General features: G+C 72.3%; 20 protein-coding genes. 17 read left to right on the top strand and 3 right to left on the bottom strand.

Features of this window, described 5'->3' with window-relative positions:
- The first annotated feature begins 314 nt into the window (after window positions 1-314).
- From ABZ573_RS28665 to ABZ573_RS28605, 13 genes are all read left to right on the top strand, one after another.
- On the top strand, window positions 315-1,337 hold the full coding sequence (locus ABZ573_RS28665) for a ketoacyl-ACP synthase III (protein ID WP_151452482.1): 1,023 nt from the start codon (window positions 315-317) through the stop codon (window positions 1,335-1,337).
- 76 nt (window positions 1,338-1,413) lie between these two features.
- Complete coding sequence (locus ABZ573_RS28660; protein WP_192581222.1) at window positions 1,414-2,427, top strand: hypothetical protein; 1,014 nt, start codon at window positions 1,414-1,416, stop codon at window positions 2,425-2,427.
- Window positions 2,414-4,963 (top strand): heavy metal translocating P-type ATPase, encoded by a 2,550-nt coding sequence (locus ABZ573_RS28655; RefSeq protein ID WP_327030686.1) that lies wholly within the window; start codon window positions 2,414-2,416, stop codon window positions 4,961-4,963. The genes ABZ573_RS28660 and ABZ573_RS28655 overlap by 14 nt, the downstream gene beginning before the upstream one ends.
- Window positions 4,964-5,008: 45 nt before the next feature.
- Window positions 5,009-5,854: an alpha/beta fold hydrolase gene (locus ABZ573_RS28650; protein ID WP_358122153.1), complete on the top strand. Its 846-nt coding sequence runs from the start codon at window positions 5,009-5,011 to the stop codon at window positions 5,852-5,854.
- Window positions 5,855-5,959: 105 nt separating this feature from the next.
- Window positions 5,960-6,832 (top strand): TauD/TfdA family dioxygenase, encoded by an 873-nt coding sequence (locus ABZ573_RS28645; protein ID WP_151452485.1) that lies wholly within the window; start codon window positions 5,960-5,962, stop codon window positions 6,830-6,832.
- 93 nt (window positions 6,833-6,925) lie between these two features.
- Window positions 6,926-7,162 carry a phosphopantetheine-binding protein gene (locus tag ABZ573_RS28640; protein ID WP_358122150.1) on the top strand — a complete coding sequence of 79 codons (237 nt, stop codon included), beginning with the start codon at window positions 6,926-6,928 and terminating at the stop codon, window positions 7,160-7,162.
- Window positions 7,155-10,985 (top strand): amino acid adenylation domain-containing protein, encoded by a 3,831-nt coding sequence (locus ABZ573_RS28635; protein ID WP_327030687.1) that lies wholly within the window; start codon window positions 7,155-7,157, stop codon window positions 10,983-10,985. The genes ABZ573_RS28640 and ABZ573_RS28635 overlap by 8 nt, the downstream gene beginning before the upstream one ends.
- A complete protein-coding gene (locus ABZ573_RS28630; RefSeq protein ID WP_358122149.1) occupies window positions 10,982-12,463 on the top strand; it encodes an MFS transporter in 1,482 nt (493 codons plus the stop codon). The genes ABZ573_RS28635 and ABZ573_RS28630 overlap by 4 nt, the downstream gene beginning before the upstream one ends.
- A complete protein-coding gene (locus ABZ573_RS28625) occupies window positions 12,460-13,488 on the top strand; it encodes an ABC transporter substrate-binding protein (RefSeq protein WP_151452487.1) in 1,029 nt (342 codons plus the stop codon). The genes ABZ573_RS28630 and ABZ573_RS28625 overlap by 4 nt, the downstream gene beginning before the upstream one ends.
- A 5-nt stretch (window positions 13,489-13,493) precedes the next feature.
- Complete coding sequence (locus tag ABZ573_RS28620; protein WP_151452488.1) at window positions 13,494-14,594, top strand: iron ABC transporter permease; 1,101 nt, start codon at window positions 13,494-13,496, stop codon at window positions 14,592-14,594.
- The gene (locus ABZ573_RS28615; RefSeq protein ID WP_151452489.1) at window positions 14,591-15,370 is read left to right on the top strand and encodes an ABC transporter ATP-binding protein; all 780 of its coding nucleotides are present in this window, start codon (window positions 14,591-14,593) and stop codon (window positions 15,368-15,370) included. Before ABZ573_RS28620 ends, ABZ573_RS28615 begins: the two co-directional genes overlap by 4 nt.
- Window positions 15,371-15,633: 263 nt before the next feature.
- Window positions 15,634-16,209 carry a sigma-70 family RNA polymerase sigma factor gene (locus tag ABZ573_RS28610; RefSeq protein ID WP_151452490.1) on the top strand — a complete coding sequence of 192 codons (576 nt, stop codon included), beginning with the start codon at window positions 15,634-15,636 and terminating at the stop codon, window positions 16,207-16,209.
- Window positions 16,210-16,753: 544 nt separating this feature from the next.
- Window positions 16,754-17,953: a histidine kinase gene (locus tag ABZ573_RS28605; RefSeq protein WP_151452491.1), complete on the top strand. Its 1,200-nt coding sequence runs from the start codon at window positions 16,754-16,756 to the stop codon at window positions 17,951-17,953.
- Here the strand turns inward: ABZ573_RS28605 and ABZ573_RS28600 are convergent.
- The 3 genes from ABZ573_RS28600 to ABZ573_RS28590 form a co-directional block, all read right to left on the bottom strand.
- Complete coding sequence (locus tag ABZ573_RS28600; protein WP_132240694.1) at window positions 17,849-18,454, bottom strand: response regulator transcription factor; 606 nt, start codon at window positions 18,452-18,454, stop codon at window positions 17,849-17,851. The two genes, ABZ573_RS28605 and ABZ573_RS28600, sit on opposite strands and share 105 nt — an antisense overlap.
- A gap of 129 nt (window positions 18,455-18,583) precedes the next feature.
- The gene (locus ABZ573_RS28595; RefSeq protein WP_151452492.1) at window positions 18,584-20,053 is read right to left on the bottom strand and encodes a SagB family peptide dehydrogenase; all 1,470 of its coding nucleotides are present in this window, start codon (window positions 20,051-20,053) and stop codon (window positions 18,584-18,586) included.
- A gap of 44 nt (window positions 20,054-20,097) precedes the next feature.
- Entirely contained in the window at window positions 20,098-22,404 is a 2,307-nt protein-coding gene (locus ABZ573_RS28590; RefSeq protein ID WP_358122147.1) for a TOMM precursor leader peptide-binding protein, read from the bottom strand.
- Window positions 22,405-22,695: 291 nt separating this feature from the next.
- Between ABZ573_RS28590 and ABZ573_RS28585 the strand changes: the two genes are divergently transcribed.
- The 4 genes from ABZ573_RS28585 (at window position 22,696) to ABZ573_RS28570 (ending at window position 26,290) form a co-directional block, all read left to right on the top strand.
- Window positions 22,696-23,724 carry an AfsR/SARP family transcriptional regulator gene (locus ABZ573_RS28585; protein WP_192581223.1) on the top strand — a complete coding sequence of 343 codons (1,029 nt, stop codon included), beginning with the start codon at window positions 22,696-22,698 and terminating at the stop codon, window positions 23,722-23,724.
- A 133-nt stretch (window positions 23,725-23,857) separates the two neighbouring features.
- The gene (locus tag ABZ573_RS28580) at window positions 23,858-24,352 is read left to right on the top strand and encodes an FcoT family thioesterase (protein WP_358122144.1); all 495 of its coding nucleotides are present in this window, start codon (window positions 23,858-23,860) and stop codon (window positions 24,350-24,352) included.
- A gap of 37 nt (window positions 24,353-24,389) precedes the next feature.
- Window positions 24,390-25,958 carry a fatty acid--CoA ligase gene (locus tag ABZ573_RS28575; protein ID WP_358122142.1) on the top strand — a complete coding sequence of 523 codons (1,569 nt, stop codon included), beginning with the start codon at window positions 24,390-24,392 and terminating at the stop codon, window positions 25,956-25,958.
- A 5-nt stretch (window positions 25,959-25,963) separates the two neighbouring features.
- On the top strand, window positions 25,964-26,290 hold the full coding sequence (locus ABZ573_RS28570; protein WP_358122140.1) for a hypothetical protein: 327 nt from the start codon (window positions 25,964-25,966) through the stop codon (window positions 26,288-26,290).
- Window positions 26,291-26,310 lie beyond the last annotated feature (20 nt).

The raw sequence follows: 26,310 nt of genomic DNA, 5'->3' as shown, positions 1-26,310 counted from the left end.
TCGCCGGCCGTGCCGCGGGCGTCGCCACGCGGTCGGTCGTGCCGTCAGCATGGCGGCGAGGACGCGCCGGATCCCATCCCCGCGTGTCACGTACGACCCGGGAGAACTGCACGGGTGAACCGTGCGCCGGTGTGTCGTCAGCGGGTTCCCGGGCGGCCCGGAAATTGCACGTTCCATCGCCTTGAAATTGTTACCGCCATCGCCCGGTAATTTGCGCTTCGAGTCGTGTCGGCAGATGGCGAACGTGATTGCGGCCGATGGTTCGACTCGGCTAATTTGCAGACACGAAATGCCTCTCCTCTCTGGAGGCTGCTGTGTCCTCATCCGTCGGAATTCTGGGCACCGGATCCTGGGTGCCCGCGCGAGCATTGCCGAACGAGGAAATCGCGCGTCGCGTACCGGGCGCCAGCCCGGAATGGATCGTACGCAAGACCGCCATTCGTTCGCGCCGTTTCGCGGCGGCGGAGGAGGCCACGTCGGACCTGGCCGTGCGGGCCGCGACCCGCGCCCTGCGGGACGCGGGCATCGGCGCCGACCGCGTCGACTACCTCATCGTGTCGACGTCGACCCCGGACCACCCGCAGCCGCCGACGGCCTGCCTGGTGCAGGACCGTCTCGGCGCGTACGGGGCCGCGTGCTTCGACGTCAACGCGGTGTGCGCGGGATTCGTGCACGCCCTGGTGCTGGCGCAGTCGCTGGTGGCGGACCGGCCCGGCACCCACGCGCTCGTGGTCGGCGCCGACGTGTACTCGCGCATCCTGGACTTCGACGACCGGCGCACGGCCGTGCTGTTCGGCGACGGCGCCGGCGCGGCCGTCGTGGGGACGACGTCACCGGGGCGCGGTGTCGTCGAGTACGAGCTGGCCAGCCGGGGCGACGCCAGCGGCCTGATCGGGGTCGCGGCGGGCGGCAGCAGGCTGCCGGCGTCCGCGACGACGGTGGCGGACGGCGGCCACTTCTTCCGCATGAACGGCCGCGGCGTCACCGAGCTCGTCCTCCAGGACGTCCCGCCGTTCGTGGACAAGCTGCTGGCCAGGGCGGGCGTCGGCGCGGCGGACGTCGCGCACGTGGTGCCGCACCAGCCCAACGGCCTGCTCCTCGACGAGCTGGTACGCGCGTGCGGGCTGACCGCCGCGCACACGCACCGCACGGTGGAGGAGTACGCGAACGTCGGCAGCGCCTCGGTGCCGCTCACCCTCGACCACGCCAACCGGGCCGGGCTGCTCCGCGACGGCGACCTCGTCCTCCTGCTGGCGTTCGGCGGGGGGATGTCGCTCGGGGCGTGCCTGCTGCGGTGGGGCCGGACATCCGGCCCGGACCCCGGCGGGGACCGGTGAGCCCTCCGGCCGACGACCCCACCCCCGAAACCCTGCCCGCTTCCACGCCAACCCTGTCGAAACAGGACGGTTATTCATGAAGACCTTGACGAAGCTCGGCGCGTTCGCGCTCGCCCTGGTGTTGGTGCTGGGGAGCGCCTACACCGTCGGCCGCGTGGTCGGGCCCCCGCCGACCGCCGCACCCGCAGCCGCACCCGCCGCCAAGCCGGCCGCCATGGCCGAGGAGTCCTCGTACGGCCTGACCATCAACCACGAGAGCATGAACCTGAAGGTGATCACGGACAACGTCCGGGCGGGCACGAAACAGACCTTCGCCTTCCAGATCCTGCAGCACGACGGCACGCCGCTGGTGAAGTACAAGCCGCAGCACGAGAAGCTGATGCACCTGATCGTGGCGCGGCGCGACCTGACGAACTTCCAGCACGTCCACCCGAACCTCGGCTCGGACGGCGTGTGGCGGGTGCCGCTGACCTTCGCGGCGGCGGGCGAGTACCGCGTCTTCGCCGACTACATGCCGCTGTGGGGCATCCACGGCGAGACGCTCGGGGCGGACGTGTCGGTGTCGGGCGACTACCGGCCGGAGGCGCTGCCCGCGCCGTCGACCACCTCGACGGTCGACGGGTACACGGTGACCCTCGGCGGTGAGTTGACGCCCGGCAAGAGCGGCAAGCTGACGCTCAGCGTCGCGAAGGACGGCAAGCCGGTCACCGACCTGGAGCCGTACCTCGGCGCCTTCGGGCACCTGGTCGCGCTGCGCGACGGCGACATGGCGTACCTGCACGTCCACCCCGACGGCACGCCGGGCGACGGGCAGACCGCGCCCGGTCCGGACGTCCTGTTCCACGCCACCGCGCCGAGCTTCGGCGACTACCGGCTGTTCCTGGACTTCCAGCACCAGGGCGTCGTGCGTACGGCGTCGTTCACCCTGCGCGTGAAGGGCCCCAACCCGCCGCCGCACGGCCTGAGCGAGGAGGCCTTCGCGGCGGCCAAGGCCCGCAACGAGGAAGCCGTACGCAACGGCGGAGCCGCTGTCCCCGCCGACACGACCGGCGGCGGCACGGAGGGGGGCACCGAGCATGGCCACGGCTGAGAACCACCTGGAACTGCTGATCGGCGGCATGACGTGCGCGGCCTGCGCGGCGCGCATCGAGAAGCGCCTCAACGACATCGACGGGGTGGAGGCGACCGTCAACTACGCCACCGAGAAGGCGAAGGTGCTCCTCCCGCCCGGGATCACGCAGGCGCGGGTGATCACCGCCGTCGAGGAGATCGGCTTCACGGCCCGGCCGGTGCAGCCGCGCACGGCCAGGGCCGAGAACCACCTGGAACTGCTGATCGGCGGCATGACGTGCGCGGCCTGCGCGGCGCGCATCGAGAAGCGCCTCAACGACATCGACGGGGTGGAGGCGACCGTCAACTACGCCACCGAAAAGGCGAAGGTGCTCCTCGCGCCCCAGGTCTCGCGGGAGACGGTGATCGCCGCCGTCGAGGAGATCGGCTTCACGGCCCGGCCGGTGCTGCCGCCCGCGGCACCGGCGGCGGACGTCCCGGATCCGGCGGCCGCGGAGGAGGCCGAGCACGACCGTGAGCTGCGGGCGGCCCGCCACCGCCTCTGGGTCGTCGCCGTGCTGGCGGTGCCGGTCATCGCGATGTCGATGTTCTCCCAGCTCCAGTTCGAGTACTGGCAGTGGGCCTGCCTCACGTTGAGCGCGCCCGTCGTGGTGTGGGGGGCGTGGCCGTTCCACCGGGCCGCCTTCGCCAACCTCCGGCACGCCGCCGCCTCGATGGACACGCTGGTCTCGGTGGGCACGCTCGCCGCGTTCGTGTGGTCGCTGTACACGCTGTTCCTCGGCACCGCCGGCGTGCCCGGCATGCGGCACCCGTTCCGGATCACCCTGGAGCGGACGCCCGGCGAGGGCAACATGTACCTGGAGGTCGCCGCGGGCGTGACCCTGTTCATCCTCTGCGGCCGGTACTTCGAGGCCCGCGCGAAGCGCCGCTCCGGCGCCGCGCTGCGCGCGCTGCTGTCGCTGGGCGCCAAGGACGTGACGGTGCTGCGCGACGGCGCCGAGGCGATCGTGCCGATCTCGGCGCTCGCCGTCGGCGACCGGTTCCTCGTGCGGCCGGGCGAGAAGGTGGCGACCGACGGCGTCGTGGAGGAGGGCTCCTCGGCGGTCGACGCGAGCATGCTCACCGGCGAGTCCGTGCCCGTCGAGGTGGGACCGGGTGACGAGGTCGTCGGCGCGACGGTGAACGCCGGCGGGCGGCTCGTCGTCCGCGCCACGAAGGTGGGCGGCGAGACGCAGCTCGCGCAGATGGCCAGGCTCGTCGAGGACGCGCAGACCGGCAAGGCCGCCGTCCAGCGGCTCGCGGACCAGGTGTCGGCGGTGTTCGTGCCCGGGGTGATCGCGCTGTCGCTCGCCACGCTGGGCTACTGGCTCGGCTCCGGCCAGCCGGCGGCGGCCGCGTTCACCGCTGCCGTGGCCGTACTGATCATCGCCTGCCCGTGCGCGCTGGGGCTGGCGACGCCGACCGCGCTGCTGGTCGGCACCGGCCGGGGCGCCCAGCTCGGCATCCTCATCAAGGGACCGCAGGTGTTGGAGTCCACGCGGACCGTCGACACCGTCGTGCTCGACAAGACCGGCACGGTGACCACCGGCGAGATGTCCGTCGTGGAGGTCGTGCCCGTCGACGGCGAGGACGACGTCCAGCTGCTGCGGCTCGCCGGCGCACTGGAGAGCGCGTCGGAGCACCCCATCGCCCGGGCCGTCGTCGCGGGAGCCAGGGACCGGTGCGGCGAACTGCCCCCGGTCGCGGACTTCTCCAGCGAGACCGGCGTCGGCGTGCGGGGCACCGTCGACGGGCACGAGGTCGTCGTCGGCCGGGCGTCGCTGCTGGGCGCGTGGGCGACCGACCTGCCCCCGGAGCTGGTCGCCGCCAAGGCGACGGCCGACGCGGCGGGCCGTACGTCGGTCATGGTCGGCTGGGACGGCGCCCTGCGGGGGATGCTCGTCGTGTCCGACCGGGTGAAGTCCACCAGCGCGGCGGCGGTGGCGCAGTTCAAGCGGCTGGGGCTGCACCCGATCCTGCTGACCGGCGACAACGCGGCGGTGGCGGCGGCGATCGCGGCGGAGGTGGGGATCGACGACGTGGTCGCCGAGGTCCTCCCCGCCGGGAAGGTGGAGCTGGTCAAGCGGCTCCAGGCCGACGGCAAGGTCGTCGCGATGGTCGGCGACGGCGTCAACGACGCCGCAGCCCTCGCGCAGGCCGACCTGGGCATCGCGATGGGCACCGGCAGCGACGTGGCGATCGAGTCCGGCGACCTGACGGTGGTCCGCGGCGACCTGCGGGTGGTCGCGGACGCCATCCGGCTGTCGCGGCGCACCCTCGGCACGATCAAGGGCAACCTGTTCTGGGCCTTCGCGTACAACGTCGCGGCGATCCCGCTCGCGGCGAGCGGGCTGCTCAATCCGATGCTGGCGGGTCTGATCATGGCCGGCAGTTCGGTGTTCGTGGTGTCGAACAGCCTGCGGCTGCGGCGGTTCAAGGCGCTCGCCGGCAACGAACTCCCGGACCGGGCCGACACGGCCGAGGCGTCGCGCGCCCCGATGGTCACCGCCTCCTGACGCGTCGAGCGCGCACGTCCGCACGGAAAGAAACGGAGCCGCACCATGGCCGAGCCGAGCCGGCTCGCGGAGGATCCTCAGCTCCTGCTGCTGCACGCGGCCGGTCTCGGCCGGGCGAGCTGGGACGCCGTCGTCGAACGCATCCCGGGCTTCGCCCGGACCCTCGCGATCGACCTGCCCGGCCATGGCAGCGTGCCGGGGCTCGCGTACGACCGTGACGTCGTGCCGAGGCTCGCCGAGTACGTCGCGGAGCGGATCGCGGCGCTGGGGCTGCGCAGGCCGCACGTGGTCGGGCACTCGCTCGGCGGGGTGATCGCACTCGAACTGGCGCGTCGGGTGCCCGTCGCGGCGGTGACCGCCCTGTGCAGCATCGGGTTCCGGGCGGTCTGCCACGCCTCGATGTGCGTGGTGCGGACCCACGCGATCCTGCGGATGACCGCCGCGGTGGGGCCGAGGACGCGGGGGCGGCTGCTCAACCGGGGGGTGGTCCGCAGGATGGTCATGGGCAGCGTGTCGGCCCGGCCCGCCGCCCTCCGGCCGGACGTGGCCGCCGCCGACGTGAACTCGATGATCACCAGCGACCTGTCCGCCCTGACCCGGTACGCGGGGCTCTACTCGTTCCGCGCCGACGCCACCGACACGACGCCGGTGAACCTCGTGTGGGCCGACCAGGACCGCGTGGTCCCGTTGCGCGACGCGCTCCGGGCCCGGCGGGTGCTCCCGAGGGCGCAGCACTACGTCATCCCCGGCAGCGGTCACTTCGTCGTACGCGACGACCCGCACGGCGCCGCTGCCGTCATCCACGCCTGTCACGCCCAGGTGCTGCGGGAGAGGCAGGCCGAGACTCGCAGAGGAGTTCGCGGAAATGTGAACCCACAGCGCGGTAATTGAGCAGGCAATTCGGCCCCGCACATCTGTCGGGGCGGGAACTGTTGACCGACCGGACGCGACTACTGAGGTACGCGGAGCCCGGGACCACCGCTCAGAGGAGTGCGAATGAAAATCACCCCGCAGGCTGGAAAGAAGTTCGGCGTGATCGTGGAGGGTTTCGACGCGGAAACCGCCTCGCCGGAGGACATCGTCGAGCTGAAGAAGGCCATCTACTCGAACAAGATCGCCGTGCTGAAGAACCAGGACCTGTCGCCGCGGCAGTTCCTGGCGCTCGGCCAGCGGCTGGGCCGGGTCGCGGAGTACTACGAGCCGGTCTACCACCACCCCGAGGTGAAGGAGGTGTTCGTCTCCTCCAACGTCAAGGAGGAGGACGGCCGCCAGATCGGGGTGCCGAAGACCGGCAAGTTCTGGCACTCGGACTACCAGTTCATGCCACGTCCGTTCGACATCACCATGATCTACCCGCAGGTCGTGCCGTCGAAGAACCGGGGCACCTACTTCATCAACCTGGCGACCGCCTACGAGCAGCTCTCCGAGGAGCTGAAGCTGGCCGTCAAGGACAAGACGGCGACGCACAGCGTGCTGCGGTACTTCAAGATCCGGCCGACCGACGTCTACCGGCCGATCTCGGAGATCATCGACGAGGTCAACGCGAAGACCCCGCCGGTGACGAGCCCGCTCGCGTTCCCGCACCCGCACACGGACGAGACCCTGCTCTACCTGAGCGAGGGCTTCACGCTGTCGGTGCAGGACGCGGACGGCAACGACCGGCCGGAGCTGCTGACCGAGCTGCTCACGGCCACCGGCCAGCTCGACCGCACCTACGAGCACGAGAACATCCACCTCCAGACGTTCGAGAAGGGCGACATGCTCCTCTGGGACAACCAGAGCCTGGTCCACCGGGCGCTGCACACCGCGACGCCGGAGCCGGCCGTGTCCTACCGCGTCACCGTCTACGACGACGTGGACGCCGCCTAGTCCCGCACGGACGTTCGATCCGCGGTGGGATCCGACGGCGTCGACCGTCGGATCCCACCGGTGTCCACATCGCACGAGGTCGAGAGGCATGACGTGGCAGGTCAGTTGACGGCGGCGAGGATCAGGGCGGACGTCGCCGAGATGCTCCACCGTCGCCCGGACGAAAGTTTCGACGCGGAGGATCTGTTCGACTGCGGCCTGGACTCGGTGCGGCTGATGACGCTCATCGAGCGGTGGCGCGACGCCGGCGCCGAAGTCAGCTTCGTCGACCTGGCCGAGCGGCCGACGGTGGAGCACTGGGCGAAGCTGCTGGTGGGCGGCGATGGCTGAGCCGCTGCCGCTGGGCGCGGCCCAGGAGGGCATCTGGACCGGTCAGCAGTTCGACCCGGACAGCCCCGCCTTCAACACCGCCGAGTACGTGGAGATCCGCGGCCCGGTCGACGCGCGGCTGCTGGAGGCGGCCGTGCGCGGGGCCGTCGGCGAGGCCGAGGCGCTGAACGTGGTGTTCGAGGAGGACGCCGACGGACGCCCGTGGCAACGCCCCCGCGACGACGGGTCGTGGCCGCTGCACACCATCGACACCAGTGCCGAGGCGGATCCGCTCGCCGCCGCGACGGCCTGGATGCGCGCGGACCTCGACACCCCCGTCGACCTGCGCAAGGACCCGCTGTTCCGGCAGGCGTTCCTCCGGCTCGGCCCGGACCACCTCCTGTGGTACCAGCGCGTGCACCACATCGCCCTGGACGGATACGGGCTGTCCCTGGTCGCCCGCCGGGTCGCCGAGCTCTACACCGCCCTCGTCGAGGGCCGGGACCCCCCGCCCCGGACGTTCGGGGCGCTGGCCGCCGTGGTCGACGAGGACCGGGCCTACGCCGACTCGGACAGGTACGCCGCCGCCCGCGAGCACTGGACGTCCCGGGCGCAGGGCAGGCCGGCGCCGGTGGTGCTCGCCCGCCGCACCGGGAAGCTGGCGCGGACGGTGCTGCGCGCCACGGCGGACCTCGACACCGCCGGCATCGACGCGTTGAAGGCGGTCGCGAAGGCCACCGGAACCACGTGGAGCGAGACCGTCATCGCGGCCTTCGCGGCGTACCTGCACCGGATGACCGGCGCGGACGAGCTGACGCTCGCGCTGCCGGTCATGTCGCGGCTCGGTTCGGTGTCGCTGCGGGTGCCGTGCATGGTCACCAACGTCGTGCCGCTGTGGGTCCGCGTCGAGCCCACCGCCACGCTGGCCAGCCTCACCGGGCAGGTCGCGGCGGAGCTGCGGGCCGGGCGCCCGCACCTGCGCTACCGCTACGAGCAACTGCGCCGCGACCTGCGGATGGTCGCCAGCGAGCGCAAGCTGTTCGGCCCGTCGGTCAACATCATGCCGTTCGACTACGGCCTGCGCTTCGCCGGGCACCGGGGCGTCGTGCACAACGTCAGCGCCGGGCTCGTCGAGGACCTGGTGGTCCACGTGTACGACCGGGCGGACGGCAGCGGGCTGCGCATCGTCCTCGACGCCAACCCGAACTGCTACGACGACGAGGAGCTCACCGGTCACCTGACCCGGTTCCTGGCCTTCCTGCGCCGCGTGACCGACGCCGCCGACACCCCGGTCGCCGACGTCGACCTGCTTCTCGACGGCGAGCGCCGGCTCCTCCTGGAGGAGTGGAACGACACGGCTCGGCCCCTGCCGGCGGTGACCGTACCCGCGCTGTTCGCGGCACAGGCCGCCGCGACGCCGGACCGTACGGCGCTGGTGGCCGGCGACGCCACGCTGACCTTCGCCGAACTCGACCGCCGCGCCGACCGCCTCGCCCACCTGCTCGTCGCCCGGGGGGCCGGCCCCGACCGGCACGTGGGGCTCCTGCTGCCCCGCACCTCCGAGGCGATCGTGGCGCTGCTCGCCGTGCTCAAGGCCGGCGCCGCGTACGTGCCCGTCGACCCGGACCTGCCCGCCCGGCGGGTCGCGGCGATGCTCGCCGACAGCGCGCCCGTCGTGCTGCTCGCCACCGGGGCGCTGTGGGCCGGGCACCGGCAGTCGGAGGTCCCGGTCCTGCTCGTGGACGCCCCCGCGACCGTCGCGGAGCTGGCCGAGGCGCCCGACGCGCCCGTACCGGACACCGGCCTCGCGCCGGAGCACGCGGCCTGCCTCATCTACACGTCCGGCTCCACCGGCGTGCCGAAGGGCGTCGTGGTCGAGCACCGTGGTCTGGTCAACCTCTTCCACCACCACCGCGACACGATGATCCGGCCGGCGGCCGCCGGCCGGGTGTGCCGGGCCGCGCTGTCCGCGTCGCTGTCGTTCGACACGTCGTGGGAGGGCCTGCTGTGGCTGCTCGACGGCCACGAGCTGCACTTCGTCGACGACGACCGGCGTCGGGACCCCGCCGCGATGCTCGACTACGTCGACCGGCACGAGATCGACTTCATGGACATCACCCCCACGTACGCCGAGGAGTTGGTGGCGAACGGCTTCCTCGACGCCGGCCGGCACCGGCCCGCCGTGCTCGCGCTCGGCGGCGAGGCCACCGGCCCCGCGCTCTGGACGGCCCTGCGCGACGCCGGCACGACCGTCTACAACCTGTACGGCCCCACCGAGTGCACCGTCGACACCCTCTGGTGCCGGCTCTCCGAGAGCGCCGACCCGATCGTGGGCAGGCCGCTGACCAACACCAGGGCGTACGTGCTGGACCCGGCGCGCGGGCTCGTGCCGCCGGGCACGGTGGGCGAGCTGTACTTCGCCGGGGCGCCGGTCGCCCGCGGCTACCACGACCGTCCGGAGCAGACCGCGGAGCGGTTCGTGAAGGATCCCTTCGGGCCCCCGGGCAGCCGGATGTACCGCACCGGCGACCTCGCCCGCTGGCGGCGCGACGGCACTCTGGAGTTCCTCGGCCGCGCGGACGACCAGGTCAAGATCCGGGGCTTCCGCATCGAGCCGGGGGAGATCGAGGCGGTCCTGCTGGCCCACCCCGCGGTCGCCCAGGCGGCGGTGGTGCCCCGCGAGGACGCGCCCGGTCAGGTGCGGCTCGTCGGCTACGTCGTGCCGGTGGGCGACGCCGCGCCGGAGCCCGCCGCGCTGCGGCAGTTCGTGGCGGAGCGGCTGCCCGACTACATGGTGCCGCCCGCGTTCGTCGCGCTGGAGGCGATCCCGCGTACCACGAACGGCAAGCTCGACCGCGCGGCGCTGCCCGCGCCGGACCTGACCGCGACCGTCGGCGGCCGCGCGCCCCGCGACCACCGCGAGGCGGTCCTGTGCGGTCTCTTCGCCGACCTGCTCGGCCTGCCGGAGGTCGGCATCGACGACGACTTCTTCTCGCTCGGCGGGCACTCCCTGCTCGTCGCCCGGCTGATGGGCCGGGTACGCGCCGAGTTCGGCGTGGAGATCAGCATCCGGACGGTGTTCGAGGCGCCGACCGTCGCGAAGCTCGCGCCGGCGCTCGCCACGGACACTGCCGGCGGCTCGACGGAGGTGCTGCTCCCGCTGCGGACGCGGGGGAGCGGGCCGCCGCTGTTCTGCGTCGCGCCGGCGACCGGGCTGGCGTGGTCGTACGCCGCGCTGCTGGCGAGCCTGCCCGACCGCCCGGTGTACGGACTCCAGTCGGTCGCCGCCGCCGGGTGCGCGAGCGTCGCCGACCTGGCCGCCGACCATGTGCGGCGCATCCGTGAGATCCAGCCCGCCGGGCCCTACCACCTGCTCGGCGCCTCGTTCGGCGGCCTGGTGGCCCACGAGATGGCCACGCAGCTCGCGGAGGCCGGCGAGGCGGTGGCCCTGCTCGCGCTGCTCGACTCGTATCCGGTGCCGGCCGCCTGGCGGGAGCTGCCGCCGCCCGCCGAGCACGACGCCGCCGCCGCCGTACTCGGCCAGGCCGTGCTCGGCGGCCTCGACGAGGCGCAGCGTCGCCTCGCGTACGACGCCTTCGCCCGCAACTCACGGCTCGCCGCCGGCTGGACGCCCCGGCGCCTCGGCGGCGACGTGCTGGTCGTCGAGGCGACCGAGGGCAAGACACCGGACTGGCCCGGCCCGCGGAGCTGGGAGCCACACGTCGACGGGCGCATCGACGTGCACCGGCTGGACTGCACCCACGACGGCATGCTCGCCGCCGGTCCCCTGGCGCGGGTCGGCGCCGTACTCGCACCTGTCGGCGATCATCGGAGGGCAACATGAGCGAACGGCGTGAGTGGCTCGGACTCGGCGCGGTTCTCGCCGCGACGTTCATGACCCAGGTGGACGGCTTCGTCGTCAACGTGGCCAGCCCGTCCATCCAGCGCGACCTCGACGCGGGCTTCGACCAGATCCAGTTCGTCGGCGCCGCGTACGTGATCGCCTTCGGGGCCCTGATGGTCACCGGCGCGCGGCTCGGCGACCGGATGGGCCACCGCACGGTGTTCCTCTGGGGCGTCGCCGGCTTCACGGTGACCTCGTTGCTGTGCGGCATCGCGCCGGACGCCGACCTGCTCATCGTGGCCCGCTTCCTGCAGGGCGCCACGGCGGCGTTCATGGCACCCCAGGTGCTCGCGATCATCCGGGCCACGATGCAGGACCCGGAGCGGCTGGCGAGGGCCATCAGCGTCTACGGCGTGGTCATCGGCCTGGGCGTGATCAGCGGCATCGCGGGCGGCGGTCTCATCGTCGAGGCCGACCTCTTCGGCCTCGGCTGGCGGCCGGCGCTGCTCGTCAACGTGCCCGTCGGGATCGCGATCCTGGCGTTGGGCGGGATCCTGCCGCGTACCGTGCCGAAGGCGCCGCACCGCCTCGACCTCGCGGGCGCGGCGCTCACCATCGTGGCGGCGCCGGCCCTGCTCGTGCCCCTGGTCTTCGGGACGGACGGCTCGCCGTGGTTGTGGCTCGGCGTGCCGCTCGCCCTCGTCCTGGCCGTCGTGCTGGTGCGCCAGCAGCGGCGCCTGCACCGCGAGGGCGGCGAGCCGCTGTTCCCGCCGCGGGTCGTCACCGCCCCCGGGATGCGGCTGTCCCTGGTGACCGTGCTGGCGCTGTTCGCCACGAACTCGGGGCTCTTCCTCGTGTTCACCTACTACCTGCAGACGGGGCTGCGCTTCACGCCGCTCACGGCGGCGCTGATGTTCGTACCGCTCGGGATCGGCTTCTCGCTGGGCTCCGCGGCGAGCCGCCGGGTGGCACGCCTGGTCCCGGCGCCGACCCCGGCCGTGGGCTGCGGCCTGCTCGCCGCCGTCCTGCTGGCCAGCGCGGCCGTCGTCCAGGCGCCCGAGTCCGCGCAGGCGCCCATGCTCGTCGCGGTGGTCACGCTGGCCGGCTTCGGGCAGGGCCTGGTCGTCTCACCCCTGGTGGCCGGGATCCTCGGCCGGGTCAGGCCCGCCGAGGCGGGCGCGGCGTCCGGCATGGCGACCACCGTGACGCAGTTCGGCCTGGCGCTCGGGGTCGCGGTCGCGGGGGTCTGCTACCGCACCGTGCTCGGCGCGACGCCCGGCGACCCCGACGTGCCCTTCGCCGACCACGCGACGGCCTTCGCGGTCACCGCGCTCCTGCTCGCGGCCTCCGCGATCTGCGCCGGCCTGGTCAGTGTCCGTCTGCACCACCTGCCCAAGCCCGCGGCCGCGGCAGCGGAACCGGAAGAGGCGGCGGCGCCGTCGCCCGTCGCCACGTCAACTGCTCGGAGGACCGGATGAAACTCAAGCGACTCCCCCTCGCGGCGGCCGTCGCCGCCCTGCTTCTCACGACGGCATGCTCGACGGCCAAGAGCGAGGCCGGCCAGTCGAACGACCCGCCGAAGGCGGGCTACCCGGTGACGATCAGCAACTGCGGCAAGAAGTACACCTACCAGCAGGCGCCGAGCCGCGTGGTCGTGATGAACGGCGGGTCGGTCGCGGAGGTCTCCGCGCTGCTGGAACTCGGCGTCGCCGACCGGATCGTCGCCAACGCGCAGTCCTACGGCGCCTCCGAGGTCGACGGCCGGGTCGACGCGATCAAGAAGCTGCCGACGGGCAACATCAAGCTCAACGACATGTCGGACATCCCGCGCGAGGCCATGATCGGGCTGACGCCCGACTTCGTGATCTCCACGTACGACGGCGGCTTCCGCGCCGAGGCGGGCTTCGCCACCCGCGACGACCTCGCGGCCGTGGGGGCCAACACGTACGCCCCGAAGAGCTCGTGCGGTGAGGTCGGCACGGTCTCCGGCACGCCGACCGTCGAGGACAGCTACGCGCTGCTGCGCGACCTCGGGGCCATCTTCGGGGTGTCCGAGCGCGCCGAGAAGATCATCGCCGACTCGAAGGCGCGCATCGCCGAGGTCGGGACGAAGACCGCGAGCCTGCCGAAGCAGAAGGTCATGCTGATCATCCCCGGCATGGCGATGGGTGGGGAGTTCAGCTCGGTCGGCGGCAACGGGATCTGGAACGACATCATGGCCAAGTCGGGTGCGGTGAACGCCTTCGAGGGCGCCACCGACCAGATGTTCGCCAACCTCTCCCGCGAACAGGTCGCCAAGGCCGACGTGGACGTCCTGCTCGTCGTGAACTACATGTCGAAGGATCCGGACGCGGACGCGAAGAAGCTGCTCGCCCAGTTCCCGCAGTGGGACGCGGCGAAGAACAACCGCTACGTCGTGTTGTCCGACTCGATCTACCTCGGCCCCAGCAACCACCTCGCGGTCGCCAAGATCGCGCAGGCCGCGCACCCCGAGGCGTTCTGAGCGCCATGACCACCTTGTCGCGTTCCACCAACGGCCGGGTGTCGGCCGCGCCGAAGCGCCCCGCCACCCGGCCGGCCCCCCTGCACGGCGCGCCCCTGCCGCTGTGCCTGCTCGTGCTCGGCGTACTGCTGGTCGTCCTGATCCTCGTCGCGGCGGCCGTCGGCTCGGTGCCGGTCTCCATCGGCGACACCGGCCGGATCGTCTGGGCGCACCTGACCGGGGCGACCCCCGCCGTGGACCCGGCCCACGACCAGATCGTCTGGACCTTCCGGATCCCACGGGTGCTGCTGGCCGCGCTGTGCGGCGCCGGGCTCGCGGTAGCGGGCGTCGTGCTGCAGGCCCTCGTGGCCAACCCGCTCGCCGACCCCTTCATCCTCGGCGTGTCGGCGGGCGGCTCGGTCGGCGCCGTCACCGTGATGGCGCTGGGCGCCGGCGCGGCCGGCGGACTCGGGGTGTCGGGCGCGGCGTTCGTCGGCGCGATGCTGGCGGTGGCGCTGGTCTTCACCCTCGGGCAGCAACACGGCCGGCTCAACCCGGTCCGGCTCGTACTCGCGGGGGTCGCGATCAGCTACGTGTTCACCTCGATCACGAGCCTGCTCCAGTTGCAGACGACGCCCAACAACATGCGCCAGATCATGTTCTGGCTGCTCGGCAGCGTCGCGGGCGCCCGCTGGGAGCAACTCCAGGTCGCGGGCGTGGTCGTCCTCGCGGTGACCGTGCTGCTGACCATGTACGCCCGGCAGTTCAACGCGCTCGTCACCGGCGACGAGTCGGCGACCGCCCTCGGGATCGACGTCAAGCGGCTGCGGATCGTGTCGATCGTCCTGACGTCGCTGCTCGCGGGCGTGCTCATCGCCGTGGCCGGCGGCATCGGCTTCGTCGGGCTGATGGTGCCCCACCTGGTGCGGCTCGCGTTCGGCGTGGACCACCGCCGGGTGCTGCCCCTCGCGGCCCTCGTCGGCGCGGTCTACCTCGTGATCGTCGACCTGCTGTGCCGGACGGTCGACCCGCCGAACGAGTTGCCCCTCAACATCCTGACCGCCCTCTTCGGCGCACCGTTCTTCATCTGGCTGATGCGCCGGGATAGGAGCCTGTCCCACTCATGAAGCTTCAGGTGCAGCAGGTGTGCGTCTCCATCGGTGGTACGCCGATCCTCCGCGACGTCAGCATGGAGGTCGCGCCCGGCGAGGTCGTCGGCCTGATCGGCCCCAACGGCAGCGGCAAGTCCACGCTCCTGCGGACCATCTACCGGTCGGTCCGGCCCGCCGGCGGGCAGGTGCTGCTCGGCGACGAGGACGTCTGGTCGCTGTCGGCGCGGGCGGCCGCGCGGCGGACCGCCGCCGTCTTGCAGAACAGCCCCACCCCGCCGGGCCTGACCGTGCGGGAGGTCGCCGCGCTGGGCCGGACCCCGCACAAGGGGGTGTTCGACCGCGAGACGGCCGACGACAACGACATCGTCGCCGACGCGCTGGAGCGCACCGGCATGCTGGGGCACGCGGACCGGATCTACGGCTCGCTGTCCGGCGGTGAGCGGCAGCGGGTGCTGCTCGCCCGGGCGCTGGCCCAGCAGCCGCAGCTCCTGGTGCTCGACGAGCCGACCAACCACCTGGACATCCGGGCCCGGTTCGAGCTGTTGGAACTGGTGCACACGCTGGCCGTCACCACGCTGGCGGTGCTGCACGACCTGGACCTCGCGGTGCGCAGCTGCGACCGCCTCGTCGTGCTGGACCGCGGGGAGGTGGTCGCGTCGGGGCCGGTGCTGGAGGCGCTCACGCCCCAGGTGCTGTCCGGGGTCTTCGGGGTCACCGCCGAGACGGAACGTCACGAGGACGGGGTCGTCCGCGTCACGTACGGCGCCCGGCCGCTGGCCAAGACGGGCTGAGCCGGGTGCAGCGGACGTGCCCGCCGCCCGGCCGGATCCGGCCGGGCGGCGCCCCGACGGGCAGGCGGCGCGCCCCGGGCGCGCGGCCCCCGTCGGGCGCGCGCCCGTCGCCGCCTTCACCGCGCCCGTGCGCCGCGCGGTCCCCGGGACGCCCGGCACGCTGGCCGAACGGTTCCATCGAATTCTGGTTCCCGGCGATGAGGCCGACTGGACTGCCACTGGAATCCCTTCTTCTCGGCATCCCGCATGGTTACCGTGAATTCATGTCGGAGCCACTGGAAGAAAGCGCGGTCACGGCTCTGGCCCTGGCCGTCGGGCGCGGCGACCGTTCCGCGGCGGATCCTCTCGTCCGCAGCACGCAGCGTGACGTCTGGCGATTCCTGGTCTACCTGGTCGGGTACGCCGACGCCGAGGACCTGACGCAGGAGACGTTCGTCCGCGCGCTGGGCAGCGCGCACCAGTTCACCGGGCGCCACCACGCACGGTCCTGGCTGCTGGCCATCGCGCGGCACGTGGCCGCAGACCACTTCCGCGCCGCCGCGAGCCGGCCCCGGATCGTGTCCGACCAGGACTGGCAGGCCACCGCGGAGCGTTCCGCGGCCCACCACCTGCCCGGCCCGGACGACACGGTCGCGCTCAACCTCGCGGTACGCACGCTGCCCGCGGCCCGCCGTGCCGCGTTCGTGCTCACCCAGGTCGTCGGCCTCGGCTACGCGGAGGCGGCCGCACTGTGCGGCTGTCCCGTCGGCACGATCCGCTCCCGCGTCGCGCGGGCCCGCCGCGACCTCGTGTCGGTCCTGGCACCGGCCCCTCGGCGGCGTCCGGCGCTGCCCCGGTAGGCCCTCGCCACCGCGCGGCGGTCACCGCGTCAAATGTCCCTACTAGAGGATATGACGTGACGGTGGCAAATGTTCCCTAGCATCGATTAGGACCCTTTCGCGCTGCGGCGGCCAGGGGTGGACGGCTTGACGGCCGTCATTTTTTTGTGGAAAGGTCGACCCTCAAGGGGGAAGGTGTCCGTAAGGGCACATCGCAATTCGGGGCCGGGAATCCGTCAAAAACGTTTGCGTTGCGTAACAACTCTGTGGGGTGCGACGCCTGTCGGCGTCCGATCGGCCGCACCGGGTTGTTGCGCGGGTCGACGAGGCATTCCCGCCCTCGGGTCGATCACTGGGGAGTGTGTCGTGGTTGTTGGATCGACGCCCGCTACCGGGCATCGCGGCTGGCGGGGGGCCGGCCACACCGGGTACGGGGCCAGTTGGCCTCTGGGCGTACGCTGGCTGCGCTAGAACAAACGAGAGCGCTGCTGCCGTGAACCTCTCCGTCACATCAGGGCGCTCATCATCGCGAGGGGCCGCGCCGCTACCGGCGCCCCGTCTCGCGATGGGCGTCGTCACCGCCGTCTTCGCAAGCATCAGCCTCATCGGCTTCATCCACGTCATGTTCCTGCCGGTCGGTCCGGTGGCCATCGCGCTGTCGTTCACGTGCATCGCCGTCCTGATGGCGATGCAGTTGCTGTGGTACGGCCGGGACAACGGACGCCTGCGCACGCCGCTGGGCTACGGCGTCCTCGCCACTCAGGCCGCGCTGGTCTATCTGCCGATCCTGACCTTCGGGCAGGCGTGGGTCGGCATGCCGGGCTTCCTGGCCGGCAGCGTGCTGCTCGTGCTGCGGGCGGTCACGGCGTGGGTGACCTTCGTCCTCATCGTCGCCTCGATGGCCGTCGCACAGTGGATCTTCACCCGTGCGCCGATCGACATGCTCTACACCGCGATCTCCACCGTCACGACGGGGCTCGTGGTGTACGGGTTGTCCCGGCTGACCGCCCTCGTCGTCGAGGTGCAGGAGAGCCGTGCGGAGATCGCCCGCATGGCGGTGCTGCGGGAGCGGCTGCGGTTCGCCCGCGACCTGCACGACCTGCTCGGCTACAGCCTGTCCGCCATCTCGCTCAAGATCGAGCTGGTGCACCGGCTGATGGAGAAGTCGCCGCAGGAGGCGAGCGACCAGCTGCTGGAGATCCTGGAGATATCGCGGGTCGCCCTCTCCGACGCGCGGACCGTCGCCAGTGGCTACCGCGAACTGTCGCTGGAGGAGGAGTGCCGGTCCGCCGTGTCCGTGCTGTCCGCCGCGGACATCCAGGTGCGGCTGGACAGCGACCACCTGGACCTGCCGGTCCAGGTGAGCACGGTGCTCGCCACGGTGCTGCGGGAGGGGGTGACCAACATCCTGCGGCACAGCAAGGCCAAGCGCTGCGACATCACCATCCGGCAGACGCAGGACGACGCCTGGATCGAGATCGTGAACGACGACCTGGCCGTCGGGCCGCCCAGGGACCCGGGCAGCGGGCGGAACGGGCTGCGCAACCTGTGCGTACGCGCCGAGGAGATCGGCGGCTCGCTGACGGTCGACCAGCAGCCGGACCAGTTCCGGCTCTGCGCCCGGGTGCCCCTGCGGCTGGAGCGCCACGGGGCGTCCCGGTCACAACCAGCCGGCCTCCCGGGCGACCCGGATGGCGTCGACGCGGTTGCGCGCGGAGAGCTTGTTGACGATCGTGGTCAGGTAGTTGCGGACGGTGCCGACTGACAGGAACATCTGCGCCGCGATGTCGACGGCCTGGAGTCCCTCCGCCGTGAGGCGGAGGACTTCGGTCTCGCGCGCCGTGAGGGGGCACTCGGCGCTGTCCCAGGCGGACATCGCGAGTTGGCTGTCGACGACCCGGCGACCGGCGGCGACGCTGCGGATGGCGTCGACCAGCTGCTCGGTCGGGGCGTCCTTCAGCAGGAAGCCGGTCGCCTTCGCGGACAACGCCCGGCGCAGGGTGCCCGGTCGGCCGAGCGCGGTCAGGACCAGGGTGCGGATCTCCGGCAGGTGGGCCTGGATGTCGGCGATGGCGGAGAGCCCGTCCTTGCCCGGCAGGTCGATGTCGATCACGGCGACGTCGGGCCGGAACCGCCGCGCCATGGGGAGGATCTCCGTGCCCGAGGCGACCGCGGCGACGACCTCGATGTCCGGCTCCAGGTTGAGCAACGCGACCAGCGCATCGCGGACCATGTGCATGTCCTCGGCCAACAACACCTTGATCAACTTGGCATCCCCTGTCGGGCCGGCGCAATTAACCCCGTTCTATCACGCGCCCGCACACATCCTGAATGCTGTTTTCGCGCCCACGTGCGAAGCGTCGCCGAGCCATTTGCCGACGGTCGATCGACCCATTCACATTCCGTGCACGCCCAGGTACTCGTCGTTACAGGACATGTCGTTTTCGGGTAGTCCGATGGCGAATTCGCCGACCCCGACCTCCGCCGGCCAGTCGAGCCCGAACGCCGATGCGGAAACCCTGGCGTCGCCCATGGTCAGGGCGCACGTGGCGAGCCCGAGCATCGTGGCGACGAGGCAGAGCGTCTGCTGGAGCATGCCGACGTGCTTCAGGGTGGTGGCGTAGGAGATGCTGTCGTACACCCAGGAGAGCCTGCCCACCCGTGCGGTCATGGTGATCAGCACCGGCGGGGGCCGCCGGTCCCCGACGGACACCCGGGCGTTGACGAGCATCTCGTCGATGTCCGCCGGACTGGCGTTGACGAGGGTCAGCGCGTGCTCGACCGGGCTGTAGTGGTAGATCCCGCGCCGCAGGTCCGGGCAGCGGTCCACCGTCAGGTACAACTCCAGCTCGTACAGCGAACCCGCGCTGGGATACGGCCGTCGCGTCACCGTGTACCGCACGTTGTCGGGAGCCGTGGCCACCGTCTGCATCCGGACCCGCGCCGCGTGGAACAGCAGTTCCCCGAGTTCGCGGGTCGACGGCGCCGCCTCGGCGAACGCGCGGGTGGACCGGCGCCGGTCGACGGCCTCGGTGAGCGTCATCCCGTGCGGCACCGAGACGGGCGGCCGGTACATCGGGATCCGCGGCCCGGCGGGCGCCGGCTTGACGGCGGCCGGGGGCGGCAGGGTCGCGAGGTGACGGAACGTCGCGCCGGCGGGGTCGTCGTGCGTGCCGAGCCTGCTGCGCGAGTGGAACAGCAGGTCGTACGGCGACCACATCGCCAGCGTGGGGTCGGAGTCCTCGTGGAACCGCGACGTGCCGGCCTCACCGACGACGACCATGCCCGTGCCGACCAGGTAGGCGACGATGTCGGCCACCCCGGGCAGCGCCAGGCCGACCCGCCGCGCCACCTCGACGACGGTGGTCGCGCGGGGGAGCGCGCCGAGCACCAGCGACACCTGCGGCCGGTGCAGCACCACCCGGTGGTGCGACAGCGGGGACTCGAGCACCAGCTCGCCGTCCCGCTGGTGGGCGAACGCGAAACGGGACAGCCTGACCGGTTGGTCCTCGGCCACCTCCGGCAGCTCGAACACCCCCAGCGGGGACACCGGCTGGACGGACAGCAGCGGCACCGGCGAGTCCCGCGAGCCGAGCGAGCGGACTATCCGGCCGGGCAGCCGGTCGAGGACCGACCGGAGGGCGCGCCCGTCCAGCCCGGCGACGTTGCCGAGCGCGACCGGCCCGTAGGTCATGCGGTGCAGGACCTCCTCGACGGCGGGCGCGGGGCGGCCCACCGGGACGTCGCCCCAGCGGGTGAGGATGGTCAGACTGCCGTCCTCAGCCGTCTCGATGGTCACGTCGTCCCGGAAGGACCACAGCGACAGGCTCGGTCCGGGGCGGGACGTGTCGGCGTCGGATGGCAACCTGGCTCCTCGACGGGCGTGGCTGGGGCCACGTGCACCCCGCTCTACACGAAAAGTGGTATCGGGTTGAGGTTCTCGTACTCCGTGGGGCGGTCGAGCCTGCCGAGCTGCACCGGGACGTCGAACAGTCTGCCCGGCGCGAACCTCGCCCAGAAGCCGCGCATCCCCGGCACGATGGCCTTCACCACGGGGAGCCCGACGTCCGGGCGGGTCTGGTCGAGCACGAGCACGTCGAGCCCCAGTGCCTCCAACCTGTGCTGCACCGAGCGGACGTCGGCCAGCAGATCGTCCGTCGGGGTGTGGCGGTAGTCGGCGAGCCGGCGCGCCGGCACCGCCGGATCGGGCCGCAGGTAGGCGTCCCCGGCCCAGGTGGCGGTGCGCCACCACCGTACGGCGTCCGGATCGGACCAGCCGTACCCGCCGTCGTCGTCGCCGCCGACCTCCGCCACGGTCGGCATCAACTGGTTCATCTCGGTGAGCGCGCGGACCAGCGCCGCCCGCGGGTCGGGGTGGGTGCCGAAGCCGAACATGATGTCCTCGCACCGCTTGTCGGTGCGCCGGGACAGCGCGGCCATGGTGGGGATCCCGACGTCCGACGACACGTCCAGCACCCACACCTCGCGGTGCAGGCCCGCGTAGACCTCCCGCAGCTCGTCGATCCAGCGGTCGCGGAAGCTGTCCAGGTCCACCGCGGGGGCCTGGGTGCGGTTGTACCACCAGAGGGCCACGGCGTCGCGCTCCACCACCTCCAGCAGGCCCTGGAGCAGCGCGTCCTCCAGGCTGCTGCCGGCGGCGTTGCCGTTGGAGTCCGCGCACAGCGACATGCCGCCGTGCTGCTCCGGCACGTTGAAGTAGAGCATCGAGGTGGGCAGCAGGCGGTGCCGCTGCTCGGTGAGCGACCACACCGGGGTCCAGCTCGTCACGGCCGCGTCGTCGAACGGCGCGCACACGTACTGGAACGGCGAGCAGGTGGCGTTCCAGCGGTCGCGGTCGGCGTACTGCCGCTCGTCGAACAGCAGGCAGTCGTCGGGGTGGACGGCGGTGCCGGCCAGCTCGGTGTAGCTGCCGGTGACCCGGGCCTCGTCGCCGTGGAAGTACGCGCTGTGCCGCTCGATGGCCTCGCACAGCGCGCTCACCTCGGCGTGCACGGGGGTCACGCCCTTGCCGCCGTTCTCGGCCCGCAGCGCGAAACGCATCTGCTCCGCGTTCCTGCGGGTGGTCATCGCGAGATTCGGGCCGGAGCGGAACGAGTTGAAGAAGGCCGGGCCCCGCCCGTCGCGGGTGATCTCCTTGACCACGCCGCTGACCGGGCTCACCAGGTGCCCGTAGTCGCGCAGCACCCGCTCCGGCGGCAGGGCGCGGTGGCTGCCGCCGCTGCGGGACGCCTTCGGCCGGCTGCGCAGCGGCACCGGACGGAACGCCCGGTCCCGCTCGATGCCGGGGTCGCCGCACTCGGGGCACTGCGGCCGGGCGCGCACCTCGTGGTGGGCGCCGCGGAGGGTGACGCTGTCCAACGTCCACACCGTGCGCTGCCCGTCGTGCCGGAGCCCGGCCGTCCACTTCGCGGCCTCCAACGCCACCAGGTGCAGGGCGGCGGCGCCGAGCGGGGGCAGCGACACCGGCGGGGTGCCGATCTCCGTGTCGGAGCCGACGACGGCGCGCAGGCGCGTCTCGGCCTGGCGGTGGCCGCGCAGCCGGTGCCCCAGGCAGTGCCAGCATCCCGTCGCGGCGGCGGGGTCGAACACGGGCCCCACCCACACCTGCGCGCCGCCCGGCTTCGCGAGGAGCCAGGGCCGGCCTGCCGCGCGATGCGCGGCGTCGACGGCAGCCAACCCCTCGTCGAGGTAGTCCTCACAGAGCACAATCGATAAGTCGGCGGGCGGGGCCGAAAAGTTCCCGGACACCGGCGTCACCGTCAACCCGGCCGCGCGCAGCGCGTCTGTCGCCGCCACGGCATCCGCCGCACGGCCGCCGACGCGGACGAGGTCGACCCGGGCGGCGGCGGTGGCCCGTACGGCGGCGGTGGGGTCCAGACCCGCCGCCTCCCAGTACGCGAGCGCGGGCTCGTCGGCCTCCGCCTCCCGCGCCGGCCGCAGCGTCACCAGGCCGGCGTCGACGAGCCGCCGGACGACCGTGCCGATCTCGGCGGGCGACATCCCGGCCGGACTGTCCCGGACGAGTTCCGTCAGGTCACGGGTGCCGTCGAGCAGCGGGGCCAGGGCCTCGACGTGCGCTCCGCTGACCGAGGTCGCGCCGCGCTCGGAGAGCAGGTAGACCGCGTCACCGCGTACCACGTGGGCCCGCAGGTGCCGCTTGAACCCGACGCGCAGCTGTGCATCCCCACCCGACATGGCTGCTCCCTGCTCGACCAGTGCCGCTCCAGCGACACTCCAGCGTGCCTCCAGCCAGCCTCGCGGCAGCGCAGGCTGCGGGCAAGTGCCGCGGTCACATGCTGCCCCCTCGTTTGGTCATGCCTGTCCATGACGCGGTCACTATCGGCTCGACCTTCGCTTGGAATAGCGTGGAAGCCTGTCCTGACTCCCCCTGGTCGGAATCGTCGCTCCCGTCACGGAACCAGTACGCCGACACGATCGTCGGCGGTGGAAAGTGCGGTGGATCCGACTGATAGCGAGGTCGGCGAAATGATTACCAAGTTTGCGGAACTGGGATCGATGTCGCACGAGGAGAAACTGACGCTCCTCGCCGCGTTGCTGGAGTCGGCGGCCGAACCCGCGACGGAAGTCCGGCGCCCCGAGCCGCCGCCGGTCGTGCCGCCACGGCACCCGGCGGGGAACCCGCTCGCCGGACTGCGGTTCGAACTGCTCGGCCCGCTCGTCATCCGGCACGACGGGGTCGACATCGCACCGAGCGCACCGAAGCTGCGGCTGGTCCTGTCCGCGTTGCTGTTCAACGTGAACCAGCCGGTCGGCGCGTCGGTGCTCGTCCGGGAGCTGTGGAGCACGGGGGCGCCCCGCACCGCCCACGCCACCCTCCAGACGTACATGTTCAAGGTGCGCAAGCTCTTCCGCGGCGTGCTCGGCGGCTCCGTCGAGGACATCGCGCGCGACGTCCTGCTCACCTGCTCCGGGGGCTACACGCTGCGGGTGGACCCGAAGCAGCTCGACATCGTCGAGTTCGACGAGCTGGTCACGGCGGGCACCGCGGCGATGCACGCGGGCGACTACGAACAGGCGGGCGCGCACCTGCGCCGGTCGCTGGCGCTCTGGCGCGGCAACGTCGTGCACCAGGGTCAGTGGGGCCCACAACTGCGCGCCCAGGCCGCGCGGCTCGAGGAGCGGCGGTTCTACGCGTACACCACCAGGATCGACGCCGACCTCTGCCTGGGGCGGCACCGGGAGGCGACCTCCGAGCTCGCGTCGCTGGTCGTGGAGCACCCGCTGCACGAGTCGGCGCACACGATGCTGATGCTCGCGCTGCACCGGTCGGGGCGTACGCCGGCGGCGCTGGAGGTCTACCTGCGGTTCCGGCGGCGGATGATGAACGAACTCGGCATCGAGCCCTCGGAGCGGATCCAGGCGCTGCACCTGGCGCTGCTGTCGACCGACCCGCTGCTCGCGGACCTGTCGCTCACCTCCGACATGCTGCTGGACCGGCTCGTCGGCCGGGTCCGCCACGGGCGTCGGCTGAGTTCTTCCGCTGTTACCGGCTGATGGGCCGGCCGCGATTACCTTCAATTTCGCACTCGTGCGCAAAGGAGGAATAGCAATGACCACATCGCCGGTGAAGAACAGTGCGCCTATCGGGCGTGCGACATTTGCCAACGACCCGGGACTGCTTTCGGACGTGCTGCGCCCGTACGCGAGGCCGAAGACCCAGTACCTCAAGTCCGCGACGGTCACCGTCGCCAACGGGCTGGCGAGCGCGGAGGGCGAGTTCGCCATCCCGTACCCGTGCTACATCGACGACACCGGTCACCTCAACTCGGTCGAGGTGAACATCTGCTTCAACCAGCTCATGTACTACCTGATCGCCAAGTGCGTCCAGGACCGGGCGGTGCCCGCGCTGGCCGCGTGGACGATGGAGGACTACTGGGCCAAGCAGCTGCCGGACATGCTCATCGCGAACTTCACCAGCAGGTTCCGCCGGCCGATCGACTCGTCGTCGTTCCACGGCGAGGTCTCCTTCGCCGAGTTCAGCGAGCGCAACCGCAGCAAGCCGGTCCAGATCATCGACATGCCCTGGCGCTTCTGGGACACCCAGGGTGGCGTCGCCGACGGCGAGGTACGGATGGCGCTGGTCAACCCGCCCGGCATGCGTTTCCAGGCCGACGCGGCGTGAGCCGCCTCCACCCGTACGTCCCCTGAGGAGGACCCCGGTGACTGTTCAGTTGCGCACCCTCGTCGACGTGGTGCGCAGGCACGCCGTCCAGCAGCCGGACGTCGTCGCCATGGTCTGCGAGGGCCGGCGCGTCGACTACGCCACCCTGCACCGCGTCAGCAACCAGGTGGCGCGCGCCCTCCAGGCGGCGGGCCTGCGCCCCGGGGACCGCATCGCCTACCTGGGCAGGGAGTCCGAGCACTACTACGAGCTGCTCTTCGGCGCCGCGAAGACGGGCGTGGTGCTGGTGCCGATCAACTGGCGGCTGGCCGCTGGCGAGGTCGAGCACATCCTGCGCGACTCGGGCGCGGCCCTGCTCTTCGTCGACTCGGACTCGGCCGCCGTCGCCGAGAAGCTGGCGGCGGAACTGCCGACGCTGACCGGGGTGGTCGGGCTCGACGAGCCGGGTGCCGCCGGGGCCGGCTTCACCGCCTGGGTGTCGGCGCAGCCGGACGCGAACGTGCTGGCCAGGGTCACCCCCGACACGCCGCTGGTGCAGATGTACACCAGCGGAACGACGGGCCTGCCGAAGGGCGTCGTCCTCGCGCACCGCAGCTTCTTCGCGGTACGCCAGGCGCTCGCCTCGGCGGAGCTGGACTGGATCGACTGGCGCGAGGGCGACGTCAGCCTCGTCGGCATGGCCGGTTTCCACATCGGCGGCCTGTGGTGGGCGACGCAGGGCTTCGTGTCGGGCGTGACGAACGTGGTGATGCGCGAGTTCACCACGGCGGGCGCGGTCGAGCTGATCAGGACGCTGCGCGTCACCACCGCCTGCCTGGTGCCCGCGATGCTGCGGCTGCTGCTGGCGGAGCCCGGCGTGTCGAAGGAGGACTTCACCTCGCTGCGCAAGGTGGTCTACGGTGGCGCGCCCATCTCAGCGGCGCTGCTGGCCCGCTGCGTCGAGGGCTTCGGCTGCGAGTTCGCCCAGATCTACGGGCTGACCGAGACCGGCAACACGGCCATCTGCCTGCCCCCGGCCGACCACACGCCGGACAGCGGCCGGATGCAGGCGGCGGGACGCCCCTACCCGGGCTTCGAGGTCAAGATCGCCGACAGCCGGGGCGAGCCGCTGCCGCCCGGCGAGATCGGCGAGGTCTGGTTGCGTACGCCGGCGGCGATGGTCGAGTACTGGAACCTGCCCGAGGCCACGGCGAAGGCGCTCGTCGACGGATGGGTCGTCACCGGTGACGCGGGGGTGCTGGACGAGGACGGCTACCTGTTCATCCGGGACCGGATCAAGGACATGATCATCGTGGCGGGGGAGAACGTCTACCCGGCGGAGGTCGAGCACGTCATCGGGCGCCACCCGCTGGTCGCCGAGTCGGCCGTCGTGGGCGTGCCGGACGAGCGCTGGGGCGAGGCCGTGCACGCGTTCGTGGTGCCGGTGGAGGGGCAGCAGCTCACCGAGAGTGACCTCGCCCTGCACCTGCGCGGCAAGCTCGCCGCCTTCAAGCAGCCCCTGCACTACGAGTTCATCGACCGGGTGCCCCGCAACCCCAGCGGCAAGATCCTGCGCCGCGAGCTGCGCGAGCGATTCTGGCAGGGTCACGAGCGCAGGGTGAGCTGATCGCGATGACCACCGAGCGCGAATGCCGCGCCCCGCTGCACCGGCTGCCCCGGCCGGCGCGGCGGCGCGGCGCCACGCTGCTCGACGCCCTCGCCGAGGTCGTCGCCATCCAGCGCACGACGATCGCGGCGCCCGGCGGGACCGGACGCCGCGAACTCGTGGCACGGGGCGTCGCAGACCACGCGCGGGTCGTGGGCGGCCCCGGCCGCGCACCCGACCTCGGCCTGGTCGACGAGGCCGTCCGCCCGGAGGACACCCGGGCCCGTCCCGTGTCCGCGCTCGCCGCCGGCCCCGTCCGGCGGCGCGGCGCGCACGGGCACATCCCGCTCTAGCACACGATCCCCCACCGGTC

The organism is Micromonospora sp. NPDC007220 (assembly GCF_040634035.1).
In the GTDB taxonomy this organism is placed as follows: Bacteria; Actinomycetota; Actinomycetes; order Mycobacteriales; family Micromonosporaceae; genus Micromonospora; species Micromonospora reichwaldensis.
Note: the sequence above shows the minus strand (reverse complement) of the source record. Positions and strands in the feature narration are given on the sequence as shown.

Excerpts from the sequence above, each read along its gene's own strand:
- ABZ573_RS28660 (WP_192581222.1), top strand. The coding sequence starts at position 1,414 with ATGAAGACCTTGACGAAGCTCGGCGCGTTCGCGCTCGCCCTGGTGTTG.
- ABZ573_RS28655 (WP_327030686.1), top strand. The coding sequence starts at position 2,414 with ATGGCCACGGCTGAGAACCACCTGGAACTGCTGATCGGCGGCATGACG.
- ABZ573_RS28650 (WP_358122153.1), top strand. The coding sequence starts at position 5,009 with ATGGCCGAGCCGAGCCGGCTCGCGGAGGATCCTCAGCTCCTGCTGCTG.
- ABZ573_RS28645 (WP_151452485.1), top strand. The coding sequence starts at position 5,960 with ATGAAAATCACCCCGCAGGCTGGAAAGAAGTTCGGCGTGATCGTGGAG.
- ABZ573_RS28635 (WP_327030687.1), top strand. The coding sequence starts at position 7,155 with ATGGCTGAGCCGCTGCCGCTGGGCGCGGCCCAGGAGGGCATCTGGACC.
- ABZ573_RS28630 (WP_358122149.1), top strand. The coding sequence starts at position 10,982 with ATGAGCGAACGGCGTGAGTGGCTCGGACTCGGCGCGGTTCTCGCCGCG.
- ABZ573_RS28625 (WP_151452487.1), top strand. The coding sequence starts at position 12,460 with ATGAAACTCAAGCGACTCCCCCTCGCGGCGGCCGTCGCCGCCCTGCTT.
- ABZ573_RS28620 (WP_151452488.1), top strand. The coding sequence starts at position 13,494 with ATGACCACCTTGTCGCGTTCCACCAACGGCCGGGTGTCGGCCGCGCCG.
- ABZ573_RS28615 (WP_151452489.1), top strand. The coding sequence starts at position 14,591 with ATGAAGCTTCAGGTGCAGCAGGTGTGCGTCTCCATCGGTGGTACGCCG.
- ABZ573_RS28610 (WP_151452490.1), top strand. The coding sequence starts at position 15,634 with ATGTCGGAGCCACTGGAAGAAAGCGCGGTCACGGCTCTGGCCCTGGCC.
- ABZ573_RS28605 (WP_151452491.1), top strand. The coding sequence starts at position 16,754 with ATGGGCGTCGTCACCGCCGTCTTCGCAAGCATCAGCCTCATCGGCTTC.
- ABZ573_RS28590 (WP_358122147.1), bottom strand. The coding sequence starts at position 22,404 with ATGTCGGGTGGGGATGCACAGCTGCGCGTCGGGTTCAAGCGGCACCTG.
- ABZ573_RS28585 (WP_192581223.1), top strand. The coding sequence starts at position 22,696 with ATGATTACCAAGTTTGCGGAACTGGGATCGATGTCGCACGAGGAGAAA.
- ABZ573_RS28570 (WP_358122140.1), top strand. The coding sequence starts at position 25,964 with ATGACCACCGAGCGCGAATGCCGCGCCCCGCTGCACCGGCTGCCCCGG.